The sequence below is a fragment of the Amycolatopsis sp. NPDC051903 genome, assembly GCF_044452505.1.
Lineage (GTDB): Bacteria > Actinomycetota > Actinomycetes > Mycobacteriales > Pseudonocardiaceae > Amycolatopsis.
Window position 1 is genome coordinate 137,163 of sequence record NZ_JBITBT010000004.1, and the last position, 23,554, is coordinate 160,716.

At 72.7% G+C, this 23,554-nt stretch carries 17 protein-coding genes and 1 riboswitch; of the genes, 4 read left to right on the forward strand and 13 right to left on the reverse strand.

From position 1 onward, the window contains the following. Positions 1-37: 37 nt before the first annotated feature. The 8 genes from ACIA77_RS11710 to ACIA77_RS11745 all read right to left on the reverse strand — a co-directional run bounded on the left by ACIA77_RS11710 (position 38) and on the right by ACIA77_RS11745 (position 11,788). Complete coding sequence (locus ACIA77_RS11710) at positions 38-475, reverse strand: response regulator (RefSeq protein ID WP_395885788.1); 438 nt, start codon at positions 473-475, stop codon at positions 38-40. Further along, entirely contained in the window at positions 472-2,049 is a 1,578-nt protein-coding gene (locus tag ACIA77_RS11715) for an ATP-binding protein (RefSeq protein ID WP_395885789.1), read from the reverse strand. Before ACIA77_RS11715 ends, ACIA77_RS11710 begins: the two co-directional genes overlap by 4 nt. Beyond that, positions 2,046-3,230 carry a PP2C family protein-serine/threonine phosphatase gene (locus ACIA77_RS11720; RefSeq protein ID WP_395885790.1) on the reverse strand — a complete coding sequence of 395 codons (1,185 nt, stop codon included), beginning with the start codon at positions 3,228-3,230 and terminating at the stop codon, positions 2,046-2,048. Before ACIA77_RS11720 ends, ACIA77_RS11715 begins: the two co-directional genes overlap by 4 nt. Positions 3,231-3,460: 230 nt before the next feature. After that, positions 3,461-5,059 carry an FMN-binding glutamate synthase family protein gene (locus ACIA77_RS11725; RefSeq protein ID WP_395885791.1) on the reverse strand — a complete coding sequence of 533 codons (1,599 nt, stop codon included), beginning with the start codon at positions 5,057-5,059 and terminating at the stop codon, positions 3,461-3,463. Positions 5,060-5,247: 188 nt separating this feature from the next. Beyond that, a complete protein-coding gene (gene metH, locus ACIA77_RS11730) occupies positions 5,248-8,862 on the reverse strand; it encodes a methionine synthase (protein ID WP_395885792.1) in 3,615 nt (1,204 codons plus the stop codon). A 15-nt stretch (positions 8,863-8,877) separates the two neighbouring features. After that, a riboswitch (S-adenosyl-L-homocysteine riboswitch) is annotated at positions 8,878-8,957 on the reverse strand. A gap of 60 nt (positions 8,958-9,017) precedes the next feature. Further along, a complete protein-coding gene (locus ACIA77_RS11735; protein ID WP_395885793.1) occupies positions 9,018-9,602 on the reverse strand; it encodes a maleylpyruvate isomerase N-terminal domain-containing protein in 585 nt (194 codons plus the stop codon). A gap of 18 nt (positions 9,603-9,620) precedes the next feature. Further along, on the reverse strand, positions 9,621-10,157 hold the full coding sequence (locus ACIA77_RS11740; protein WP_395885794.1) for a sigma factor: 537 nt from the start codon (positions 10,155-10,157) through the stop codon (positions 9,621-9,623). 107 nt (positions 10,158-10,264) lie between these two features. Continuing rightward, entirely contained in the window at positions 10,265-11,788 is a 1,524-nt protein-coding gene (locus tag ACIA77_RS11745) for a carboxylesterase/lipase family protein (RefSeq protein ID WP_395885795.1), read from the reverse strand. Positions 11,789-11,934: 146 nt separating this feature from the next. Between ACIA77_RS11745 and ACIA77_RS11750 the strand changes: the two genes are divergently transcribed. Next, positions 11,935-12,432 carry a MarR family winged helix-turn-helix transcriptional regulator gene (locus tag ACIA77_RS11750; RefSeq protein ID WP_395885796.1) on the forward strand — a complete coding sequence of 166 codons (498 nt, stop codon included), beginning with the start codon at positions 11,935-11,937 and terminating at the stop codon, positions 12,430-12,432. A 3-nt stretch (positions 12,433-12,435) separates the two neighbouring features. On the opposite strand, the gene ACIA77_RS11755 is transcribed toward ACIA77_RS11750, so the two are convergent. Beyond that, entirely contained in the window at positions 12,436-14,124 is a 1,689-nt protein-coding gene (locus ACIA77_RS11755) for a sigma-54-dependent Fis family transcriptional regulator (protein ID WP_395885797.1), read from the reverse strand. A gap of 122 nt (positions 14,125-14,246) precedes the next feature. Between ACIA77_RS11755 and ACIA77_RS11760 the strand changes: the two genes are divergently transcribed. Further along, positions 14,247-15,893: an FAD-dependent oxidoreductase gene (locus tag ACIA77_RS11760; protein WP_395885798.1), complete on the forward strand. Its 1,647-nt coding sequence runs from the start codon at positions 14,247-14,249 to the stop codon at positions 15,891-15,893. 802 nt (positions 15,894-16,695) lie between these two features. Here the strand turns inward: ACIA77_RS11760 and ACIA77_RS11765 are convergent. Beyond that, positions 16,696-17,175, reverse strand: coding sequence for a DinB family protein (locus ACIA77_RS11765; RefSeq protein ID WP_395886196.1), 480 nt, complete (start codon positions 17,173-17,175; stop codon positions 16,696-16,698). Between the two features lie 146 nt (positions 17,176-17,321). On the opposite strand from ACIA77_RS11765, the gene ACIA77_RS11770 reads away from it, so the two are divergent. Together ACIA77_RS11770 and ACIA77_RS11775 are read left to right on the forward strand one after the other, a co-directional pair. After that, a complete protein-coding gene (locus ACIA77_RS11770; RefSeq protein ID WP_395885799.1) occupies positions 17,322-18,275 on the forward strand; it encodes a helix-turn-helix transcriptional regulator in 954 nt (317 codons plus the stop codon). 37 nt (positions 18,276-18,312) lie between these two features. Continuing rightward, entirely contained in the window at positions 18,313-18,711 is a 399-nt protein-coding gene (locus tag ACIA77_RS11775; protein ID WP_395885800.1) for a VOC family protein, read from the forward strand. A 695-nt stretch (positions 18,712-19,406) separates the two neighbouring features. Here ACIA77_RS11775 and ACIA77_RS11780 read toward each other — a convergent pair. From ACIA77_RS11780 to ACIA77_RS11790, 3 genes are read right to left on the reverse strand one after another with little or no spacing between them, the layout of a single operon-like run. Then, entirely contained in the window at positions 19,407-20,597 is a 1,191-nt protein-coding gene (locus ACIA77_RS11780; RefSeq protein WP_395885801.1) for an amidohydrolase family protein, read from the reverse strand. Then, positions 20,594-22,732, reverse strand: coding sequence for an acetate--CoA ligase family protein (locus ACIA77_RS11785; RefSeq protein WP_395885802.1), 2,139 nt, complete (start codon positions 22,730-22,732; stop codon positions 20,594-20,596). The genes ACIA77_RS11780 and ACIA77_RS11785 overlap by 4 nt, the downstream gene beginning before the upstream one ends. Next, entirely contained in the window at positions 22,729-23,550 is an 822-nt protein-coding gene (locus tag ACIA77_RS11790) for an enoyl-CoA hydratase/isomerase family protein (protein ID WP_395885803.1), read from the reverse strand. The genes ACIA77_RS11785 and ACIA77_RS11790 overlap by 4 nt, the downstream gene beginning before the upstream one ends. Between the last annotated feature and the right edge of the window lie 4 nt (positions 23,551-23,554).

Sequence of the window (23,554 nt, forward strand, 5' to 3'; positions counted from 1 at the left end):
CGTGCAGGATCCCCGGTGCCTCCGCCACTGCCGGCGCTCAGCGCGGCAGCTTCACGACGGTGACGAAGAAGTCGTCGATCTGCCGCACGACCTCCACGAACCGGTCGAAGTCCACCGGTTTGGTCACGTACGCGTTGGCGTGCAAGTCGTAACTGCGCAGGATGTCCTCCTCCGCCTCCGACGTGGTGAGCACGACGACCGGGATGCTGCGCAGTTCGGGTGTCGCCTTGACCTCGGCGAGGACCTCGCGGCCGTCCTTGCGGGGCAGGTTGAGGTCGAGCAGGATCAGGCCCGGCCGCGGCGCGTCGGAGTACTGCTCCTCGCGGCGCAGGAACTGCAGCGCCTCGACACCGTCGGCCACCACGTACAGGGCGTTGCGGATCTTGTGGTGCTCGAACGCTTCCTGCGTCATGAGCACGTCGCCCGGGTCGTCCTCGACCAGGAGGATGTCGATGGGGGCCATGGTGTCGGTCATGCGTCCTCGTTCCCGGTCGCGGTCAGGGTCTCGGTGTGCTCGGGGCTGTCGGCCGCGCCCGGCACGGGCAGGGTGAAGCGGAAGCGGCTGCCTTCGGTCACGTCGGTGTCGAGCCAGATCCGGCCGCCGTGGTACTCCACGATCTTGCGGCACATCGCCAGCCCGATCCCGGTCCCACCGTAGGCCGCCTTGCTGTGCAGGCGCTGGAAGATCACGAAGATCCGCTCGGCGTACTGCTCCTCGATGCCGATCCCGTTGTCGGACACGGAGAACAGCCACTCGTCGCCCTCGCGTTCGGCGCTCACTCGCACCACGGGCGGCTCCTCGCCGTGGAACTTCAGGGCGTTGTTCACCAGGTTCTGCAGCACCGCGGTGAGCAGCGACGCCTCGCCGCGCACCTCGGGCAGCTCGCCGCGCTCGAAGCGAGCGCCGGTCTCCTCGATCACGGGCTCGAGGTTGCCGAGCGCTTCGTCGAGCAGTTTCCCGGTGTCCACCACCGTCATCTCGCCGGCGCGGCGGCCGACGCGGGAGAACGACAGCAGGTCGTTGATGAGCGCCTGCATGCGCTTGGCGCCGTCGACGGCGAACGCGATGTACTGCTCGCCGCGTTCGTCGAGCTGGCCCGGGTAGCGGCGTTCGAGCAGCTGGCAGAAGCTCGCGACCTTGCGCAGCGGCTCCTGCAGGTCGTGCGACGCCACGTAGGCGAACTGCTCGAGGTCCGAATTGGACCGTTCGAGGGCCTGCGTGCGGGCGTCGAGCAGAGCGTGGGCGCGCTCGAGCTCGTTGACCTCTTCGACGATCCGCAGGCGCATCGCGTCGACGTCGGCGCCGAGCTCCACGAGCTCGCGCGGGCCGCTCCCGTGCACGGGCCGGTGGATGTCGTCGGTGGTGGACACCGCGCGGACCTCGGCGGCCAGGCGCGTGATCGGGTTCGTGATCGTGCGGCGCAGCCACAAGAACAGCAACACGAACAACACCACCACGAGCCCGGCGATCACGGCCAGCAGCACGCTCAGCTGCGTGGCCGCGCTGTTGAGATCGCCCCGGCTGTCGTCGCGCGCGACGGTCAGGTGCGCGGACAGCGTGTCGAGCGTGCCGCGCACTCGGTCGAACAACGTCTTGCCGGTGTCGGCCGCACCGGTGCCGGGCCGCGACGCCCCGGGCGCGGTCGGCACGGCGACCGCGGCCTGCCAGGTGCCGGCGGCCCGCAGCACGGCAGCGAGGTCGTCGCCGGCCGGGGTGCCCGGAACGGCGCCGAGCCGGCGCAGCTCGTCCACGGCCGCGTCCTGCTGCTCCCGGCCGTCCACGTAGGGCTGCAGGAAGTCGCGCTGGCCCGTGAGCAGGAAGCCGCGGATGCCGGTCTCCTGGTTCAGCAGCGCCTGCGACAGCGCGTTGGCCTGCAGCAGCTGCGGTCCGGTCTCGTCGAGCAGCCGCGTCCGCGCGTCGTTCAGGTTCCGGACGGCGATGCCCCCGCCGATCAGCGCGGCGATGAGCAGCAGGACCTCGATGATCCCGAACACGGTCACCCACCGGCGGATCGGCCAGTGCGGCTGCGCGTCGGCGTACCGGCTCATCCGGCCGCCCCCGGCTGCGGCAGGTGCGTGAGCATCGTGAGCGCGACGTCGTCGTCGAGGGGACCGGAGTTGAGGTCCTCGACCCGCGTGATGAGCCGGTCGAGCACCGCGGCGTGGTCGGCACCACGGCCGGCCTCGCGCAGGATGTCCACCAGCAGCCGGCCCATCTCCTCGTGGCCGAGGCGCTCCGGGCCGGGGCCGACGCGGCCTTCGAAGATGCCGTCGGTGTAGAGCACGAGGGACCAGCCGGGCTCGAGCGCGACTTCCAGCGGGTCCCAGCGCGCGTCGGGGACCACGCCGAGCGGCACGCCCAGCTTGTCCCCCGGCAGCAGCCGGCCGGTGCCGTCGCGCGAGATCAGCAGGGGTGGCGGGTGGCCGGCGAGGCTCATCCGCAACGAGCGGCGGTCGGGCGCGACGACGACCGTGCAGAGTGTTGCGAACAGCGGGCGGATCCGCTCGTGGACGAGCACGCGTTCCACGGTCGCGAGCACCTCGGCCATCGGCATCCCGGCCAGCACGAGCGCGCGCCACGCGATGCGCAGGGCGACCCCGAGCGCGGCTTCGTCGGGGCCGTGGCCGCAGACGTCGCCGATGACCAGGTGCACCGTGCCGTCGGTGAGCTCGACGGCGTCGTAGAAGTCGCCACCCAGCAGCGATCCGTTGCGGCCCGGGCGGTACTTCGACGCGAGGTGCAGGCACGGGTCGGCCAGCAGCGGGGTCGGCAGCAGGCCGCGTTCGAGGCGCGAGTTCTCACTGGCCAGCAGCTGTTGCTGCAACAGCTGCTGCTCCACCTGCTCGGCGCGCTTGCGCTCCCAGGCGTAGCGCAGGGCCTTGCCCAGCAGCGGCCCGTCGACCTGGTTCTTGCCGAGGTAGTCCTGCGCGCCGGCCGCGACGGCGGCGACGCCGGTGGTCTCGTCGTTCTGGCCGGTCAGCACCACCACGGCCGTGGCGGGCGCGTGCTGGCGCAGCCGGGTCAGACCGGTGAGGCCCATCGCGTCGGGCAGCTGCAGGTCGAGCAGGATGCAGTCGGCCGAAACCGGGCCGTCGAGCGCTTCGGTGAGGGTGCGCGCCCGGGCGAGCGTGGCCCGCACCGCGGAGTCGGCGAGCATCTCTTCGACGAGCAGCGCGTCGCCGTCGTCGTCTTCGATGAGGAGCACCCGCAGCCGCGCCCCGGGCGCCACCGGACCGTTTCTCGGGACCACCGGGGTGGTGTCCCGCTCCAGTGCGTTCGACAGAGCAACCAGCCTTTCGGGATACGCGCCGGCCCCGCCACGCGGTGCCCGGGCGGCACGAAGGAGAGCCCTGGTGCGGGCGAGATCCGCTCCCGGGCTCGAAGGCTGCCTTTTCAACCTCCGCTCACCCTAGCCCGGCCCGCTCGTGGGGCCTATGCCGGACATGCCGGAGTGTCCCGCTACACGGTGAACCGGTCGGGGTCGGCGGCCTTCCAGTCGGCCGCCCACTCGAGCGGTGCCTCGGCGAGCAGTTGCCCGGGCTCGAGCCAGTCGTAGAGCTCCTCGTAGGAGCGGACGGTGTGCGGGTCGATCCGGCGGCGGAGCATGTGCGGCCGGAGCTCGGCCGGGTCGGCCACGCCCATCGCGGCCATGATCTGCAGCGCGCCCGCGACCGTCGAGCGCTGGTAGCGGTGCACGCGTTCGGACTTGTCGGCGACGTCGAGCGCGCGCCCGCGCCGTGGGTCCTGCGTCGCGACGCCGACCGGGCACTTGTTGGTGTGGCAGCGCTGCGACTGGATGCAGCCGACGGCGAACATCATCGCGCGCGCCGCGTTGGTGTAGTCCGCGCCCTGGGCGAGCCGCTTCACGAGGTCGGCGCCCGTGGCGACCTTTCCGCTGGCGCCCAGGCGGATCCGGTCCCGCAGGCCCGTGCCGACGAGTGCGTTGTGGACGGTGATCAGCCCTTCGGTGAGCGGCGTGCCGAGGTGGTCGGCGAATTCCAGCGGGGCGGCACCGGTCCCGCCCTCGGACCCGTCCACGACGATGAAGTCGGGGGTGACGCCTTCGTCGGCCATCGCCTTGCACAGCGCCAGCACCTGTCGCCGCGACCCGACGCACAGCTTGAAACCGGCCGGTTTGCCGCCCGCGAGCTCCCGCATGCGCGCGATGAACTGCACGAGCTCGCGCGGCGTCGTGAAAACCCGGTGGTACGGCGGGGAAATCACCGTCTGTCCGATCGGGACTTCGCGCACGCGCGCGATCTCGGCGTTGACCTTCGACCCCGGCAGCACGCCGCCGATGCCGGGCTTGGCGCCCTGGGAAAGCTTGAGGGACACGCACTTCACGGCTTCGTGCGCCGATTTCTCGGCGAACTCGCCCGCGTCGAAGTCGCCGTCCTTCGTGCGGCAGCCGAAGTACGCGGTGCCGAGTTCCCAGATGAGGTCACCGCCGCCGCGCAGGTGGTGCTCCGAGACGCCGCCCTCACCGGTGTCGTGGGCGAACCCGCCGCGCGCCGCGCCCTGGTTGAGCGCCAGGATCGCGTTGGCGGACAAGGAACCGAAGCTCATCGCCGACACGTTCAGCAGCGCCATGTCGTAGGGCTTCGCGCAGTCCGGCCCGCCGATCCGCACGCGCGGCGGCGTCTCGGGCTGCGGCACCGGCGCCATCGACGGCACCAGGTACTCGTGGCCGCTCTCGTACACGTCGCGCTCGGTCCCGAACGGCTGCTCGGCGTCCGTGCCCTTCGCGCGCTGGTAGACGATGCTGCGCACGTCGCGGTCGAACGGGCGGCCGTCGAAGTTGCGCTCGACGAAGTACTGCTGCAGCTCCGGGCGGATCGCCTCCAGCAGGAAGCGCGCGTGGCCGAGCACCGGGTAGTTCCGCAGCACCGAGTGGCGGCGCTGGCTGACGTCGTACACCCCCGTGAGCGCGAGCCCGAGCAGCGGTGCCGCGAGGAACCACCACCACGGGCTCACGGCCGCGCCGACCACCACGGCTCCCGCCGCGACCACCACGAGCAGCGCGACCGCGCCGAACCTGACCGCACTGAATCCACGCACGGGGAGAAGGTAGCCGCCGCCGTGCCGCGGCGCAGGTCGGTGTGGCTGCGGTCTCGGCCGGCCGGCCCCGGTTCGGGCCCTGTGTCCGGATTTCTCCCGCGCCGCAACGGCGCCGGGGGGGGGGGGGGGGGGGGGGCCCCCCCCCCCCCCCCCCCCCCGGCGCCGTCAGTCTCGGCGGGAAGCCCTCGTCAGTAGGCCAGGTTCGGCCGCAGCCAGCGCTCCACCTCGTCGAGGTCGAGACCCCGCCGGCGGGCGTAGTCCTCGACCTGGTCGCGGCCGAGGCGGCCGACGGTGAAGTAGCGCGACTGCGGGTGCGCGAAGATCAGGCCGCTGACGGCGGCGGCCGGGGTCATCGCGTACGACTCCGTGAGGTCGATGCCGAGCTCACGAGCGCCGAGCAGGTCGAACAGGTCCTTCTTCTCGCTGTGGTCGGGGCTCGCGGGGTAGCCCAGCGCCGGGCGGATGCCGCGGAAGCGCTCCGCGTGCAGGTCCTCCAGCTTCGGCCGCGCGTCCGGCTCGAACCAGCGCCGGCGGGCCTCCAGGTGGAGGTGCTCGGCGAACGCTTCGGCCAGGCGGTCGGCCAGTGCCTTGGCCATGATGGCGCGGTAGTCGTCGTGCTCGGCTTCGTAGCGGGCGGCCAGGTCTTCGGCGCCGTGGATCGCGACGGCGAAGCCGCCGAGGTGGTCCCCGGCGGGGGCGACGTAGTCGGCCAGGCAGCGGTTCGCGCGGCCCTCGGGCTTCTGCGTCTGCTGGCGCAGCATCGGGAAACCGCGGCCGGCGTACTCGCCGTCGAGCAGGATGTCGTCGCCCTCGGCGTGCGCGGGCCAGTAGCCGTACACGCCGCGGGCGGTGAACGAGCCGTCGGCGATGATCTGGTCCAGCAGCGTGTTCGCGTCGTCGAAGAGCTCACGCGCGACGGGCTGCTCGAGGATCGCCGGGTACTTGCCCTTGAGCTCCCACGCCAGGAACAGGAACTGCCAGTCGACCATCTCGCGCAGCTCGGCGATCGACGGCTCGGCGACCCGCAGCCCGGTGAACTCGGGCACGGGCAGGTCGTCGAACGAAACCCGCTCGCGGTTGGCCCGGGCCTGCTCCAGCGTGAGCAACGGCGTGGCGTGGCGGTTCTCGTGCTGCTCGCGCAACCGCTGCTGCTCCGCGCGGTTGGCGGTGTCGAGCGCGTCGGAGCGGTCCGTGTCGAGCAGGTCGGACACGACCCCCACCACGCGCGACGCGTCGAGCACGTGCACGGTCGTGTGGTCGTACACCGGCGCGATCTTCACCGCGGTGTGCTGCTTCGACGTGGTGGCACCGCCGATGAGCAGCGGCAGCTTCAGCCCGCGCCGCTGCATCTCCGTGGCCACCGCGACCATCTCGTCGAGCGACGGCGTGATCAGCCCCGACAACCCGACCACGTCGGCGCTCTCGGCCACGGCCGTGTCGAGGATCTGCGCGGCGGGGACCATCACGCCGAGGTCGATCACCTCGTAGTTGTTGCAGCCCAGCACCACGCCGACGATGTTCTTGCCGATGTCGTGCACGTCGCCCTTCACCGTGGCGAGCACGACCTTGCCCTGGCCGCGGGAGGTGTCGATGCGGCCCTCGGCGCGCATCTTCTCCTTCTCCGCCTCCATGAACGGCTCGAGGTAGGCCACCGACCGCTTCATCACGCGCGCGCTCTTGACCACCTGCGGCAGGAACATCTTGCCGGACCCGAACAGGTCGCCGACGATCTTCATGCCGTCCATCAGCGGGCCCTCGATCACCTCGAGCGGCCGGTCGAACTGCAGGCGCGCCTCTTCGGTGTCGGCCTCGATGAAGTCGACGATGCCGTGCACCAGCGCGTGCGAGAGCCGCGCGGCGACGGGGCCTTCGCGCCACGACAGGTCCACGGTGCGCTTGGTCCCGCTGCCCTTGACCGTCTCGGCGAACTCGACGAGCCGGTCGGTGGCGTCTTCGCGGCGATCGAAGAGCACGTCCTCGACCAGCTCCAGCAGGTCCTTCGGGATGTCCTCGTACACGGCCAGCTGGCCCGCGTTGACGATGCCCATGTCGAGCCCGGCGCGCACGGCGTGGAACAGGAACGCCGAGTGCATCGCCTCGCGCACCACGTTGTTGCCGCGGAAGGAGAACGACAGGTTCGAGATGCCGCCGGAGGTGTGCGCGCCCGGGCAGCGCTCCTTGATCAGCGGCAGCGCTTCGATGAACGCCTTGGCGTACCCGTTGTGCTCGCTGATGCCGGTGGCGACGGCCAGCACGTTGGGGTCGAAGATGATGTCCTCGCCCGCGAACCCGGCCTCGCGCGTGAGCAGGTCGTAGGCGCGGGCGCAGATCGACACCTTGCGTTCGGTGGTGTCGGCCTGGCCCTTCTCGTCGAAGGCCATCACGACCACGCCGGCGCCGTAGTCGCGGATGCGGCGGGCCTGTTCGAGGAACGGGCCCTCGCCCTCCTTGAGGCTGATGGAGTTGACCACGCCCTTGCCCTGCACGCACCGCAGGCCGGCTTCGAGCACGGGCCAGCGCGAGCTGTCGATCATCACCGGGATGCGCGCGACCTCGGGCTCGGTGGCGATGAGGTTGAGGAACTTGGTCATCGCCTCCTCGGATTCGAGCAGGTCGGCGTCCATGTTCACGTCGAGCAGGTTGGCGCCGCCGCGCACCTGCTCGAGCGCGACGTCGACCGCCTCCTGGTACTTGTCCCCCTCGATGAGGCGGCGGAACTTCGCCGAGCCGGTGACGTTGGTGCGCTCGCCGATCATCACGAACCCGGTGTCCTCGCCGATCGCGAACGGCTCGAGCCCGCTGAAGCGCGTGCGGTGCGGCTGCTCGGGCACGGGCCGCGGCGCCAGGCCCTGCACGGCTTCGGCGATCTTCGCGATGTGCGCGGGCGTGGTGCCGCAGCATCCGCCGACGATGTTGACCATGCCCTCGCCCGCGAACTCGCCGAGCATATGGCCGGTCTCGGCGGGCGTCTGGTCGTAGCCGCCGAACGCGTTGGGCAGCCCGGCGTTGGGGTGGCACGCGGTGTAGGTGCCGGCGATCTTCGCCAGCTCCTCCACGTGCGGGCGCATCTCGGCGGCGCCCAGCGAGCAGTTCACGCCCACGACCAGCGGCTCGGCGTGCGCGATGGAACTCCAGAACGCCTCGACGGTCTGCCCGGAGAGCGTGCGGCCGGACAGGTCCACGATCGTCACGGAGATCCACAGCGGCAGGTGCGGCGCGACCTCCCGGGCCGCGGTGACGGCGGCCTTCGCGTTGAGCGTGTCGAAGATCGTCTCGATGAGCAGCAGGTCGACCCCGCCGTCGGCGAGCGCCTTGATCTGCTCGGCGTAGGCGGCCTTGACCTCGTCGAACGTCACGGCGCGGAACGCCGGGTCCTCCACGCGCGGCGAAAGCGACAGCGTGACGTTCAGGGGGCCGATCGAACCGGCCACGAAGCGGCCGCCGAACTCGTCGGCGGCCTGGCGCGCCAGGGCGACGGCGCGCAGGTTCATCTCGCGCACGTGGCCCTGCAGGCCGTAGTCGGCCTGGCCGATGCTCGTGGCGGTGAACGTGTTGGTCGTCGTGATGTCGGCGCCCGCGGCCAGGTACTGGCGGTGCACGTCGAGGACCACTTCGGGCTTGGTGAGGTTCAGCAGGTCCGGGTCGCCGGTGACGTCCTTGGGGTGGCCTTCGAGCCACGGCGCGCGGTAGTCCTCGGGAGTCAGACCGGCACCCTGCAGCATCGTGCCCCACGCGCCGTCGAGCACGGCGATGCGCTGGTCGAGCAGGTCCCGTACGTTTTGAGTCCTACGCTGCTGGGTCATGCCACCTCCGGAGTCGTCACGGAGGCGCCCTTGCGGTTCGACGTCGGGCCGAGCGTGGCGGACCGTCGTGGTCCGTTGCAGCGCCTCTCGACCTCAGTGACCGAGACTACCGGACGTGACCGGCACGGGTCAGCCGCGTTCACACTGCGGGACGCTCAGACCTCCAGTGGCGCACCCTGCCAGCGCCACTCCGTGCGGCGTGACCTGCCGGGCAGCGCGATCCGGCCCGTGCACCACCGCAGCGCGTCCCACGGATCGGACGCCGGCTCCGAGCCGGGGAACAGCCGCGCGACGACCCGCGCGCACACGTCCCGCGGCGGTTCGATCGTGGTTTCCTGGCCCAGCGCGAGGTCTTCGCCGTGCAGCAGCAGTTCGGCGCAGCCCATCGCGGCGAACCCGGCCGGGTCGGCGTACCCGGTCGGGTGGTAGGCCCGCGTTTCGGGCGGGCTCACGTGGACCGCCGCCGCCAGCAGCCGCGCCCCGGTGCGCACGAACTCGAGCAGCTCGGCGGCCGAGGCGTCCTCTTCGGTCTTCGCCAGGAACCGCACGTAGTGGTCCTCCGGGCGGGCCACCAGCTGGGCCGCGTACGACAACAGCGTGTCACCGAGGTGTTCGGCGGTCTGGCGGCAGTCCCAGTCGAGCTCGCCCGCCGGCCGCGTCCACTCGGCGGCGACGGTGGGGCTGAGCGCGGTTTCCACGGCTGCGAGTGCGAAGCCGACGTCCTGGGCGGTGACGGTCATGGGGCCATGCTGCCGCACTCAGCCGTCGGCGGGGTGCAGTTCCTCCCGCAAGCGGATCAGGGCGCGGTCCTGCTGCACGAGCACGGCGGCCGCGGTGGCGCCCAGCGCTTCGGCCGTCTCCTCGGCCGAAAGCCCGACGACGACTCTCAGCACGAGGATCTCGCGCTGGCGCTCGGGCAGGATCCGCATCAGCTCCGTCATCCGGCCGCCGACCGCGTGCCGCCCGCCTCCCGGCTCCGCACCGCCCGGGACGCTCGCGATGATCCGCCGCGCGATGTCGTAGACGAAAGCCAGGAACGGCCGGCCGGACGCGCGGTAGCCGGGCAACGCCGTCAGCACCGCCAGGCAGATCTCCTGCGCGACGTCGTCCGCGTTGCGGAACTCGTCCTCCTGCCGGCCCAGGCGCGCGCGGCAGTACCGCACCACGAACGGCTTCATGGCCGGGAGCACGCGCCTGACCGCCTCCCCCTCACCCGCGGCGGCCTTCTCGAGGACGTCGTCGGGCTGAGCGCGCAGGAGCTGCGCGGGCGCGGCACCCCGTTCCCGACCCGGCATCGGCCTCCCCTCCCCTTCCCGAGCCGACATTAGGAGCGGCGGACGGTGCCGAACTCGCCCCGCACGGGCGAAACACCCGCGTGGGGCAGAGCAACTGCGTCAGTGAGTCACTTGCTGTTCTGCTGCCAGAACGGGCAGTGGTGGTCCGCGGCGAAGCCCGGAGCCGGGTGGACGCCGTCGGCGGCGAAGGACTGCACGGTACCGGAGGGCCAGTCCGGCAGCGGTTTCCCGGCGGTGAACGCGGACCACGTGGCGACCATGCGGTCGGCCAGGGATTGCTGCGCCGGGGTGAACGAGGCCGGCTTGCCGTCGAGGTCGAACAGGTACGGGAGTTCGAACGTGTGGGCGGCGCCGAGCGGGAAGGGCGCCGTGAGCCCGGCGGCGGCCGGGGAGGTCGCGTCGGCGAATTCGTAGTGCCGGGCCGACGGCAGGGCCGCCGCGAGGCGGTCGCCGACGCACGAGAACGCGGAATCGGTGACGGCGGCGGCGTACGCGCGGGTGGCGTCGCCGTCGAAGGCCGACGGCGGGTACTGCGCCGCGACCGCCGGGCTGTCCTTGAACAGGCGCCCGAGCGCCGCGGCGTACCCGCTCGCGGAGACGGGTTTGCCGCCGGCGGCGAGCTGCTGGGCGAGGAAGTACGTGAACTCGTCGTGGGTCGTGCCGATGAGCACCGGGACGGGGGCGGCGTTCGCCACGCCCGCGACCGGGCCGACCGGCAGCGTGGTCCCGCCCGTGACCGGGCCGGGGAACTCGACCCCGGAAATCGACGCGTACACCGGTGCGGAGAGCAGCTTCGCCACGGGCAACGCGCGCAGGCAGGCGGCGGCCTTCGCGCGGTCGGCGCAGCCGTGCGCGGCCGAATAGTCCACACTGGACTTCTCGGCGGCCGCGAGCGTCGCCTGCGCCTGGCACGGCGCGCTCTGGATCACCGCCGCGCGGAACAACCCGCGCGAACCCGGCGCGACGAGGTGGTCGCACACCGACATGCCCCCGGCCGATTCGCCGGCGATCGTGACCGCGCCCGGGTCGCCGCCGAAGGCCGCGATGTTGTCGTGGACCCAGCGCAGGGCCTGCTGCTGGTCGAGGAACCCGTAGTTCCCGGGCTGCGCGCCGAGCGACGGGTCGGCGAGGAAGCCGAGCGTGCCGAGGCGGTAATTGATCGTCACCACGACCACGTCGCCGCGCGCGGCGAGCCGGCGGGCGTCGTAGCGGTCGCCGCCGCCGTCGAGGAAGGCGCCGCCGTGGATCCAGACCAGCACGGGCTTCTTCCCGGCCGAGGCCGGCGGCGCCCAGACGTTGAGGAAGAGGCAGTCTTCGCTGGTGCCCTGGCCGGTGCCCTGGGGGCACCGCGGGCCGGGCTTGGTCGCGTCGCGTTCCCCCGGCCAGGGCGCGGGCGGAGCCGGCGGCTGCCACCGCCGCTCCCCCACCGGCGGCGCGGCGTACGGGATTCCTTGGAACAGGCGGTGATCGGGCTGAGAGATCCCGCGAACGGCGCCGGTGGCCGTCTCCACGACCTCACCGAGCCGTCCGACGGCCGCGACCGAGGCCGCGCACGCCGGCGCGACCACCACGCACACGAGCAGCACCGCGACGAGCGCGTGCCGCCGAGCCGCCCCGAACGCCTCCGCCACGGGCCGGACCCTACCGGGCTCTGTTACTTTTTCACGGCGCGGGATCTTGATCGACCACATCGTCGCAGGTCAGCGCCCTGTGGCGGCCAAACGGAGCAACCACTCACCCTGGTTCCTCACCGGTGAGACACCCGTAGGCTGGCGCCATGGCCGATCACGTGGACACCGTGCTCGCGCAGTGGGCTGAGCAGCGCCCGGACCTCGACGTGTCGCCGATGGCCGTGCTCGGCCGGCTCAAGCGCGTCTCCCGGCTGGTGGACTCGGAACTGTCGCGCACGTTCGCCCGGCACGGCCTCGACGCACCCTCCTACGACGTGCTCGCCACCCTGCGCCGCAACGACCCGCCCCACCACCTGACCCCCACGGAGCTCATGCGCTCGGCGATGGTCACGTCCGGCGCGGTCACCCAGCGGCTCGACCGCCTCGAAGACCGCGGCCTCATCACGCGCAGCCGCAGCGTCACCGACGGGCGCGGCATCGTCGTGTCGCTGACGGACGACGGCCGCGCCCTGATCGACCGCGTGCTGCCCGACCACTTCGCCACCGGGCGCCGCGTCCTCGACGCGCTCGATCCCCTGGAGCGCTCCGCGCTGGCCGACGCGCTGCGCACCCTGCTCGAATCCTTCGGCGACCGCACCGCCTGACCGCTACGCCAGGCCGTACCGTCGCAGCTTGCGGTAGAGCGTCGCCCGGCCGATGCCGAGCAGGGCGGCGGCCCGCACGCGGTTTCCGGCGGCCGTGCGCAACGCGTCGGCGATGGCCTGGCGCTCGGCCTTCTCCAGCTCCGTCAGGCGGGGGTGCGCGGGCGAGGACCGCAGGCGGCCCGGCAAGTGGCGCGCGCTGATCGTCGGGCCCGCTGCCTCCTCGCGCGCCGCGGTGACGGCGGCCTTGAGCTCCACGAGGTTGCCGGGCCAGTCGTGGCGCTGCAGGGTCGCGCGCGCGTCCTGGGTGAAGTGCGCGCCCTCGGCGAAGCGCTGGGCGAGCGCCGGGATGTCGGCCGTCCGCTCGCGCAGGCTCGGCACGAGGATCTCGACCGGCGACCAGCCGATGCGCAGCACCTCCGCGCAGCCGGCGCCGGTCGTGAACGTCGCGACCACGCGGGCGGAGTGGCCGGTGGCCAGGAGCGCGGCGAGCCGGGCGGCGCGTTCTCGGTGCAGGCGTTCGACGTGGCGCAGGAGCACCGCGGGAGCTGCCAGGGCGGCCTCGACCTCGGTGAGCCACGCGTCGTCGTCCGCCGCCGTCAGGACGAGGGGCTCGCCGAGCACCGCGCGGGCCACTTCGGCCTTGCCCGCGCCGGGTTCGCCGAGGAGCAGCAGCGGCCTTTGGCCGGCCCGGACCACGGACCGCTCCAGCGAACGCCAGGCCGGCGAACCGCCCACGAGCCCGGCGCCGGCGAAGAGCGAGAGCCGGTCGTGCCGCCGCGGCGCACCGGCGCGCGGCGGCTCGGCGACGACCAGCAGGCCGGCGGCGTCGCCGGGCAGCGCGTGCCGCAGCCGGACTTTGACGCCGTCGTCGAGGATCAGTTCACGGGTGCGGAGGCCGCCGTCGCGCGCGGCCTCGATCGCGTACGACTCGAGGGTTTCGATGTCACGCGGGCGCAGCAGGCTCGCGGCGGCGTCGCTCACGAGCCGGGTCCGGCCGTCCAGCACGGCGATCGGGAACCGTCCCGGTCCCGCTCGCAAGTAGGCCTCCAGGAGGCGGTGTTCGTGCGCCGACGCGGCGTGCAGCAGTTCGCGTTCGATCGCGGCGGTCGCCGTCATCGCCACGGCGTGGAGCACGCGCAACGGCGAACCGAGCTCGCACACGACCGCCACGGCGCCGCTCAGCTTGCGCGTCACCGGATCCGTGACCGGCGCGCCCGCGCAGACCGTGTGCTGGTACAGCCCGAAGATGTGCTCGGGACCGCCGATCACGAAGGGACCGCCGGTGTCGAGGACGTGGCTGATCCCGTTGGTGCCGGTGGAACTCTCCGACAGGTCCGCGCCCGGGCGGGTGTCGATGCGGTCGAGGTGCGCGCCCACGTCCTCGCCGTCGGCCCAGCAGCCGACGACGCGCGCGTGGCGGTCGCTGAGCACCACGGCGGCACCGAGGCCGGCGAGGTCACCGGCGAGCTTCGTCAGCACCGGGGCCGCGGCCCGCGCCAGCGGGGTTTCCTGCGACACGGGCGCGGCGGGCACGTATTCGCGCGTGACGTCCAGCTCGCCGAAACACGAACGGCGCCACGCGGCGGACAGCCACTCCGGCAGGTCGTGGGGCACCCGCCGTTCGGTCAGGAAGAGCTCCCGGGCCCGGCGCAGGCGGGCCAGGCCGTCGCGCGTCTCGATCTCGTAGGCCATCCGCCGTCACTCCGTTGTGTTCACCGGACCGGTGCCGGGTCCATCGTGGACCACGATCCGGGTCTGCGGGCTGTCTCATTGTGAGACAACCGCGCGCGGCCGGAGGACCGCAAGGTGGCCGCATGACGGATTCAGGTGCTGTTGCCGCTGTCGCACCGCGCGAAAGCGCCCGGCCCGTGCCGCTTTCGGCCGGCGACGTCGAGACCGACGTGGTCGTGGTCGGCGGTGGCGGGGCCGGCCTGCCGACCGCCCTGTTCAGCCGGTGGCGCGGCAACGACGTGGTGCTGCTGGAGAAGGCGCCGGAGCTCGGCGGGACGATCCGCAAGGCCGCGTTCTGGTATTGGGTGCCGAACAACGAGCCGATGCGCGCGCTCGGCATCGAGGACCGGTTCGAGGATTTCCTGCGCTACGTCGCGCGCCTTTCGCAGCCGACCCGGTTCGATCCGGAGAGCCCGACGGCCGGGCTGTCCGACTGGGAAGCCGCGATGGCGCGGGCGTTCTACGACAGCGCGAGCCCGGCGGCCGAGCTGCTGGCCGAGCGTGGCGCGCTGACCTACCGCCACTGCCCGGACGTGCCCGACTACTGGTCGGAACTGCCGGAGGACAAGGCGAAGAAGGGCCGGGTGCTGGTGCCCGCCGGCGCGCGGGAGTCGATGTCCGACGGTGGTGAGGTCGCCGTCGCGCAGCTGTCCGCCGCTGCTGCGCGCGACGGTGTTCACGTGCGAACGGGCCACCGGGTCCAGCGGCTGATCGTCGAGGGCGGGCGGGTTGCCGGGGTCGAGGCCACGACCGCTTCCGGACAGACCGTGCGCGTTCTCGCACGGAAAGGTGTCGTGTTCGCGACGGGCGGTTTCTCCCACGACGACGAGCTGCGGCGCAACCATCTCGGTGTGCCCGCGTACCCGGGATGTGCGGTTCTGACCAACGAAGGTGACTTCCTGCGCATCGCGTCGTCGACCGGCGCTCAGCTGGGCACGATGAACCACGCGTGGATGTGCCCGGTGCCGCTGGAGGGTGCGGGGCGCGCCGACCTGGTCGGCATGTTCTCCGTGGCCGGCGACTCGATGATCCTGGTCAACCGCCACGGCCGGCGCGTGGCCAACGAGAAGCTGCCCTACAACGAGTCGGCGCGCACGTTCTTCCACTGGGACCCCGCGACGGGCGACTACCCGAACCTCGTGCTCGTGCAGCTGTGGGACCAGCGCAGCCAGGACCACTCCGCCAGCACCGAGTACGGCCGCCTCATCGTGCCGCCCGGCAGCGACGACAGCCACGTCCTGAAGGCCGCGACCCTCGGCGAACTCACCGCGAAGATCCGCGAGCGCCTCGCCGGCCTGCGCGCGCGAACCGGCGGCTTCACCCTCGCCGACGACTTCGCCGCCAACCTGCCCTCGACGATCTCGCGGTTCAACCGCTTCGCCGCCAACGGCCGCGACGAGGACTTCGCCCGCGGCGAGACAGCCATCCAGCTCGTGTTCAACGGCCCGGTCAAGGACGAACCGGGCCGCACCAACCCCACGATGTGGCCGCTGAGCTCCACCGGCCCCTACTACGCGGCCCTCGTCACCGGCGGCGTCCTCGACACCAAGGGCGGCCCCCGCACCGACCCCGACGGCCACGTCCTCGACGACCTCGGCGCCCCCATCCCGGGCCTCCACGGGGTCGGCAACTGCGTCGCCTCGGCCTCCGGCCGCGCCTACTGGGCCGGCGGCGCCACCCTGGGCCCGATCATCGCCTTCGCTTACCGGACAGCTGCTGCGGTGGGTTGATCCACTGTGGACACTTCGGCCGCGTGCCGAGGTGTCCGCCACCGGACATCAGCCGGCGGCTCGCGGCTTCCGGGCGGTGCCGGGAAACCACTTCCGAGCCGTTCGAGCCCGGTGGCCCTGCGCCAAAGCCTCACTGCCACCGGACTCGGTAGGCAGGACAACCCTTCGCACCGCCGCCGCACGTCACCTCACGCGCTCCGCAGAGTCGAGCGGCGCGTTCCGCAGACCCCCGAAACCCGGCCTCCTCCGAGATCTTCGAGCCCGCGACCCCACCGCCAAGCCCCCATGCCGCCAGATTCCGTAAGCCGACCGACTCTTCCCACCGCCGCCGCCCCCCGGGCACGCCCTTCGCCGTGTCGAGAGGCGCATTCGGCAGACCCGCAAAACCCGGTCACCTCCGAGTCCTCCGAGCCCGCTACCCCAGTACCAAGTCCTCAAGGCCACCGGACGCGGTAGGTGCACGTCAGCCCACGCGCTCCGGAGAGTCGAGCGGCGCGTTCCGCAGACCCTCGAAACCCGGCCTGGTCCGAGTCGTTCGAGCGGGGCGCCCCAGTACCAAGCCCGAAATGCCACCGCGCTCCGTAGGTCGGCCGGTCACCGCCGCCGCGTGTCAGCCCGCGCAGCTGCGCAGTGTCGAGCGACTCGCTCGGCAGACCCGCGAACCCCGGAAACCAGGCCACCTCCGGATCGTTCGACCCTGGCACGCCACGGCCAAACCGCGTCGCCCGCAGACCTCGGCGGGCCGGCCCCGGCGGCCATTGTGGACACCCCGGCCGCGCGCCGAGGTGTCCGCCACCCCGCGTCAGCCCATGCTCTTCGCGCCGTCGAGGGACTCGCGGATGATGTCGGCGTGGCCGGAGTGCTGGGCGGTCTCCGCGATGATGTGCATGAACACCCGGCGGGCCGACCAGGCGCCGCCGGGTTCGAACCAGGGGGCCTTGGGCAGCGGCTGGGTGGCGGAGAGGTCCGGCAGGGTCGCGACGAGCTCGTCCGTGCGGCGGGCGACGGCGGCGTAGTCGGCGAGGATGCCCTCCAGCGTCTCGTCCGGGAGCATGCGGAATTCGTCCGCGCGCTGGGCGAAGTCGGCCTCGGTCATGGAGTCGAAGTCGCCCATGGCGGAGGGGCCGTCGACGATGAAGCCGGCCCAGCCGCGTTCCACCGAGGCCACGTGCTTGATCAGGCCGCCGAGGCACAGTTCGCTCGCGGTGGTCCGCCGGCCGGCCTGCTCGTCGGTCAGGTCGCGGGTGGTGAAGCGCAGGAAGTGCCGGTGCTTCGCGAGCATCGCCAGCAGGTCCGCGCGTTCGCCGGTGGTCACGTCGGCGGTGAGGGTCTCGTTCACGGCTTCGTCCTTTCGTCTTCGGCTGGTAAAACCCAAGGTAAACCCTATTCAGGCCACTTTCTGGCCGTTATAGGGAAGAATCTGGGTCCATGGCCAACACGAGTTCGCGAACACTGCGTCTGCTCTCGCTGCTGCAGACCCACCGCTACTGGCCCGGTGCCGAACTCGCCGAGAAGCTGGGCGTGTCGATCCGCACGCTGCGCCGCGACGTCGACCGCCTGCGCGAGCTCGGCTACCCCGTGGACGCGCAGCGCGGCGTCGACGGCGGGTACCAGCTCGCGCCGGGCGCCGCGCTGCCGCCGCTGGTCGTGGACGACGAAGAGGCCGTCGCGCTCGCGGTCGGGCTGCAGGCCGCGGCGCAGAGTTCGGTCGAGGGCATCGCGGAGTCGTCGCTGCGGGTTCTGGCGAAGGTCGTGCAGGTGATGCCGGCCCGGCTGCGCCGGCGCGTCGACGCGTTGCGCGCCATGACCGTGCCGTTCAGCTGGAACGGCACCACCGGCGCCGACGTCGATCCGGGCGTGCTGACGGCGGTCGCGCTCGCCTGCCGGGACAGCGAACGGCTGCGCTTCGCGTACGTCGCCGCCGGCGGCGCGGCCACGCGGCGGCACGTCGAGCCGCTGCGGCTCGTGCCGGTGGGCCGCCGCTGGTACCTCGTCGCCTACGACCTGGAGCGCCACGACTGGCGCAGCTTCCGCGTCGACCGGATCACCGGCCCGGAGGGCACGGGCGCCCGCTTCCGCCCGCGCGAGCTGCCCGCCGACGACGCCGCCGAGTTCGTCCGCGCCCGCCTGGTCACCGTGCCGCGGCCGTACCGGGTCGAGGCCGTCGTCGAGGCCCCGGCCGCCGTCGTGCAGCAGCGGATCGGGCAGTGGACCACGGTCGAAGAGCTCGGCCCGGGCCGCTGCCGCGTGCTGATGACCGCCGACGCGCTGGAGTGGCCCACGTTCGCGCTCGGCGCCGTCGACGCCGACTTCCACATCGTCGAGCCCGCGCAGCTGCGCGACCGGGTGCGCGAATGGGGCGCGAGATTCGGCCGTGCGTGACCCTTCGCGGCGTAAGGTGGCAGGCCGGGAGGCGGCCATGGCCACAGTCAGCGTCCGCTACATCGTCGACGACGTCGACGCCGCGATCGCGTTCTACCGCGACCACCTCGGGTTCACCGAGGTGATGCACCCCGCCCCGGCCTTCGCGATGCTCGCCCGCGGCGACCTGCGCCTCGCGCTCAGCGCCCCGGGCGGCGGCCCCGGCGGCGGCCAGGCGATGCCCGACGGCCGCGTCCCCGAACCCGGCGGCTGGAACCGCTTCGCCCTCCAGGTCGACGACCTCGACACCGTGGTCGCCCGCCTGCGCGCCGACGGCGTGCCCTTCCGCAGCGAAATCATCGAAGGCATCGGCGGCCGCCAGGCCCTCGTCGACGACCCGGCGGGCAACCCGGTCGAACTCTTCCAGCCGACCCGCGCCGAAGCCCGGCTCGGCTGAACCGGCCTCCGCGCCGTCCGAGTGGCAACAGCCTGGCCGGACCAGCCCTGCGCAGCTACCGGCTACCTGCCCCGCGGGTGCGGCTCGACCACTACACCCGCACAAAGGCTCAGGCGCGGAAGTGCCCAGGAGCCGGATCGGCCCGCGCACCACCAACGCCCGACGAGAAAACCCGACCGGATCAACCCGCGCCGGCACTGGCCAGGAGCCGGCTACCTGCCCCGCGGGTGCGGACCGCCCGGTCCACCACACCCGCTCACACGCAAGCGCCCGCCTGAAGGCTCAGCCGCGGAAGCGCCCAAGACCCGAACCCCACCAGCACCAGCGAGAATGCCCCGCCGGCTCAACAACACGCCGAAGCCTCCGCCGAAGTCGGCTCCCAACCCCACGGATGCGGCCGCTCACCCGGCTCCACCACCACACCGCAACTACCCGCATGAAGGCTTACGCGCGGAAGTGCCCAAGACCCGAACAGGCCCGCGCACCACCAGCACCGGCGAAAACCCGGCTGGATCAACCCGCGCCGGCACCTGGCCAGGAGCCGGCTACCTGCCCCGCGAGTGCGGCGGCGCACCCCGCTCCACCACCACACCCGCAGCTACCCGCACGAAGGCTCAGCCGCGGAAGCGCCCAAGACCCCGACAGACCCGAACAGCCACGCGCGCCACCAGCACCAGCGAGAAAACCCCGCCGGCTCAACAACACGCCGAAGCCTCCACCGAAGTCGGCTCCCAACCCCACGGATGCGGCGGCTCACCCGGCTCCACCACTGCACCCGCGCGCACCGTCAGCACCGGCACGAACGCCCGGTCCAGCCGCAGCGAAGCGCCCGTCGAGTCGGACACCGACCAGTCGCCGGTGGCCAGGGAGAGGACCGACAGGTCGGCGGGGCGGCCGACGGCCAGGCGGCCGGCGCGGTCCGCGATGCCGGCGGCCGCGGCGGGGCCCGCGGTGGCCATCGTGAGCACCTCCGGCACGGTGAACCCGAGGGCGAGGTAACGGCTCAGCACCTCGGTGAGGCTGAAGACGATCTCACCGTGCCCGGTCAGCGTCAGGTCGGTGCTCACGGCGTGCAGCGGCAGGCCCTGGTCGAGCACGCGGCGGGCCACGTCGAACGACAGGTTCTTGCAGCCGTGTGCGGAATCGAACAGCACGCCGCGCTCGGCGGCCGCGCGGGCTTCGGGCAGGAGCTTGCCGTCGGCGTCCAGCACGCCGCCCGGGTTGGCGGTGAAGACGTGCGTGACGATGTCACCGGCGTCCAGCAGCTCCAGCGTCTCCGGACCGACACCCGGGCCGGCCAGCCCGCCGATGTCGCCGACGTGCACCATCAGCGGCACGCCCGCCTCACGCGCCACCGTGCGCGCGGTCCGCAGCATCTCCAGACCGGGCCCCTGCAACGCGGGCGACACCATGCGCACCTTGATCCCGCGCACCAGCCCGCCGGACGAGCTCAGCACGCGCCGGACCCCGTCGGGATCGAGATCGTCCACTGTGGTCACATCGGGCTTGACCGCGAGCCCTCGCCGTCCGATGTGGACGAACGGGACGACGTCGGTGCGGGCACCGGGCAGCAGCGCGGCGAACTCTGCGAAGTTCTCCGGGCCGGAGCTGCCCGCGTCGACCACGGTCGTCACTCCCGACAGGACACCGGCGACGTCCGGGTCGATGCTCAGCGCCGAACCGGGCGCGAACACGTGCGTGTGCAGGTCGACGAGACCGGCGGTCACGAGGCTGCCCGTCACGTCCACCACCCGGCCCGCACCGGCGCGCTCGAGGCCGGGCCCGATCGCCGTGATGACCGAGCCGGTGACCGCGACGTCGAGCCGCCCGGACAGCCCGGCACCCGCGTCGACGACCTCGCCGCCGACGAGCAGCAAGTCCGTCACCGGGCCACCTCCGCGGCGTCGCTGACGACCAGCAGCCCGTCGAGGGCGACCGCGCGCTCCGCCGTCACCGAAACCGGGTTGAGCTCCAGCACGAACCCCGTCCACGGCAGCCGTTCGACGAACCGCGCGAACCGCACCAGGAACGCCACCGCCTGCGCGCCGGCGTCCGAAAGGGACAGCCCCTTCGGCTTGCCCGTGGTCCGCAGGCGGCGCAGCAGCGCCAGCGCCGCGGCCTCGTCGAGCGGAGCCAGCGCGAAGCTGACGTCGTCGATCAGCTCGGTCGCCACTCCCCCGGCACCGCACGAGATCACCGGGCCGAACACCGGGTCGCGAAAGCCGGACACGAGCAGTTCCGTGCCACCGGCCGCGGACTGCTGCACGAGCACGCCGATCAAGTCCGCGCCGAGCGCCTCCGCCCGCGCCGCGAACTCCCGGAACACCTGTTCCGCCGTCGCGCGGTCCGCGACGCCCAGCCGCACCAGCCCGGCCGCCGCGCGGTGCGTGATCTGCGGCGACAACGCCTTCAGCACCACCGGGAAGCCGAGTTTCTCCGCCAGCGCCCCGGCTTCTTCGGCCGAGTGCGCGGTTTCGCCACGCAGCACGTCGAAACCGGCGTCCGCCAGCAACCGGTGCACGTCGTGCTCGGCGATCACGTCGCCGCTCGCCACCGCGGGCAGCGCGGCGTCGCGCACCGGCGACACGAGGCCGGGCGCGTCGGCCAGCACCGCGCGCGACACAGCGTCGTCCACCTGGAGCGGCCGCGTCAGCAGCCCCAGCGTCTCCACCGCCACGCGCTGGTCGGTGAACACGTGGATCCCCGCGTCGGCGTACAGCTTCGCCGCGTCCGGCGTGGTCGCGCGCGAGTAGACGGCAACTGCCGGCTCTCCGCGCCGGTGCAGGTCGATCACCGGACCGGCGACGTCACGGGGGTGCACACTCTCGCCCACGCTGAACTGCGTCAGCAGCACGTCCCCCTCACCCGATCGACCCAGCGCGTCCAAAGTGGACGACAGCTGCCGGCGCCACTTGTCCTGGACGTAGGCCTCCGGCGTGAGGTCCACCGGGTTCTTCGTCGACGCGATCTCCGGCATCGTCGGCGCGATCGCCGCCCGCGTCTCCTCCGACAGGGCCGGCACTTCCAGCCCGGCCAGCGCGCACTGGTCCGACGCGAGCACCCCGGCCCCGCCGCCGTGACCCATGATCACGACCCGGCGCCCGCGCAGCGGCGGCAGGCCCGCCCGGCCGTGCAGGTAACCGGCGGTTTCGAGCAGCTGCTCCACGGAGTGCACCTGCACGGCGCCTTCCGCCTCCAGCAAGGCGTCCCACACGCGCGTCTCGCCCGCCAGCGCGCCGGTGTGCGCGGCGATGGCCGCCGCGCTCGCGGCCGAGTGGCCGACCTTCAGCACGAGCACCGGCTTGCCCAGCTCCCGCGCGCGGCGCAGCATCGCCGCGAAGCGCGCGCCGTCGCGCACACCTTCCAGGTACGCCAGCACGATCTCCGTGCCCGGGTCCTCGACGACGGTCTCGAGCAGGTCCACCACACCGAGGTCGACCTCGTTCCCGGTGCTGATCATGTACCGGAAGCCGATGCCGGACTCCTGCGACCACGCGTGCGCGTTGGCCGCGAGCCCGCCGCTCTGGCTGACCATCGCGAGGCCGCTCGTGAGCAGCCGGTCGGTGCCGCGCAGCCAGGTGGCGAACGTGCCGGTGAAGCCGAGCGCCGTGTTCACCACACCGAGGCAGTTCGGCCCGATCAGCCGCACCCCGGTCGACCGCACGACCTCGGCCAGTTCCGCCTGCAGGCGCTCGCCTTCCGGGCCGTTCTCGCTGAACCCGCCGGCCCACGCGATCGCGCCCGGGACGCCGGCGTCGTGCAGCTCGCGCACGACACCGGCGACGTTCGCAGCGCCGAGGCCGATGATCGCGACGTCCACTTCGGACGGGAGTTCGGCCACGGACCGCACGGCCGGGTAGCCGGCGACGGTCTCCGCCGTGGGGTGCACGGGGTACACCGCGCCGGCGAAGCCGAACTTCCGCATGAGCGCCGCGGCCGTGCCGCCGCGGTTGCCCTGCCGGTCGCTCGCGCCGACGACCGCGACCGAGCGCGGCGCGAGCAGGCGCTGCAGCGGGGTCACTTGCCCTGCCACACGGGTGAACGGCGCTCGACGAACGCGCGGCTGCCTTCCTTCGAGTCGTCGGTGGCGGCGACGTCGCGGTCGAGCTGGCGCGTGTACTCGTCCAGCGCCGGGTTGAGCGAAGCGATGCGGTACACGCGCGTCGCGGCCTGCACGGCGCTCGGCGAACCGGCGACGACCATCGCCGCGAGCTCCTCGGCCTTCGCCATGATCTCGTCCTGCGGCGCGACCTTGTTCACGATGCCCTGGCTGAAGCAGTCCTCGGCGGTCAGCCGGCCGTTGCACAGTGTCAGGTACGCGGCGGTCGCGCGCGGCAGCGCCAGGAACTTGGCCTGCGGCGAGCCGAGCCGTCCGACGTTGGTGTGCTGGTCGCCGAGCCACGCGTCGTCGGCCATCACGCGCAGCTGGCACTGCATCACCAGCGTCAGGCCGACGCCGACGGCGAACCCGTTGACCGCGGCGATCAGCGGCTTGTCGAGGTTGGCGTCGTAAGGCATCCCGCCGCCGCCCCAGAAGTACTCGGGGTTCGACGGGTCCTCGTGCGGCGTCTGCTCGCCGCGCGCCTGGTAGCCGGCGAGGAACTTGATGTCGCGCCCGGCGCAGAACGCCTTGCCGGCGCCGGTGAGGATGCCGACGCGCACGTCCGGGTCGCGCTGCATGTCGAGCCACACGCGGCGCAGTTCGCGGTAGGCGTAGGTGTGCAGCGCGTTGCGCACCTCGGGCCGGTTGATCGTGATGTACGCGACGTGGCCCTTCTTCTCGTAGAGCACGTGCTCGAGGTCGCGCGGTGCGGTGGACGGGTCGTACGTGCCGGACATCGGT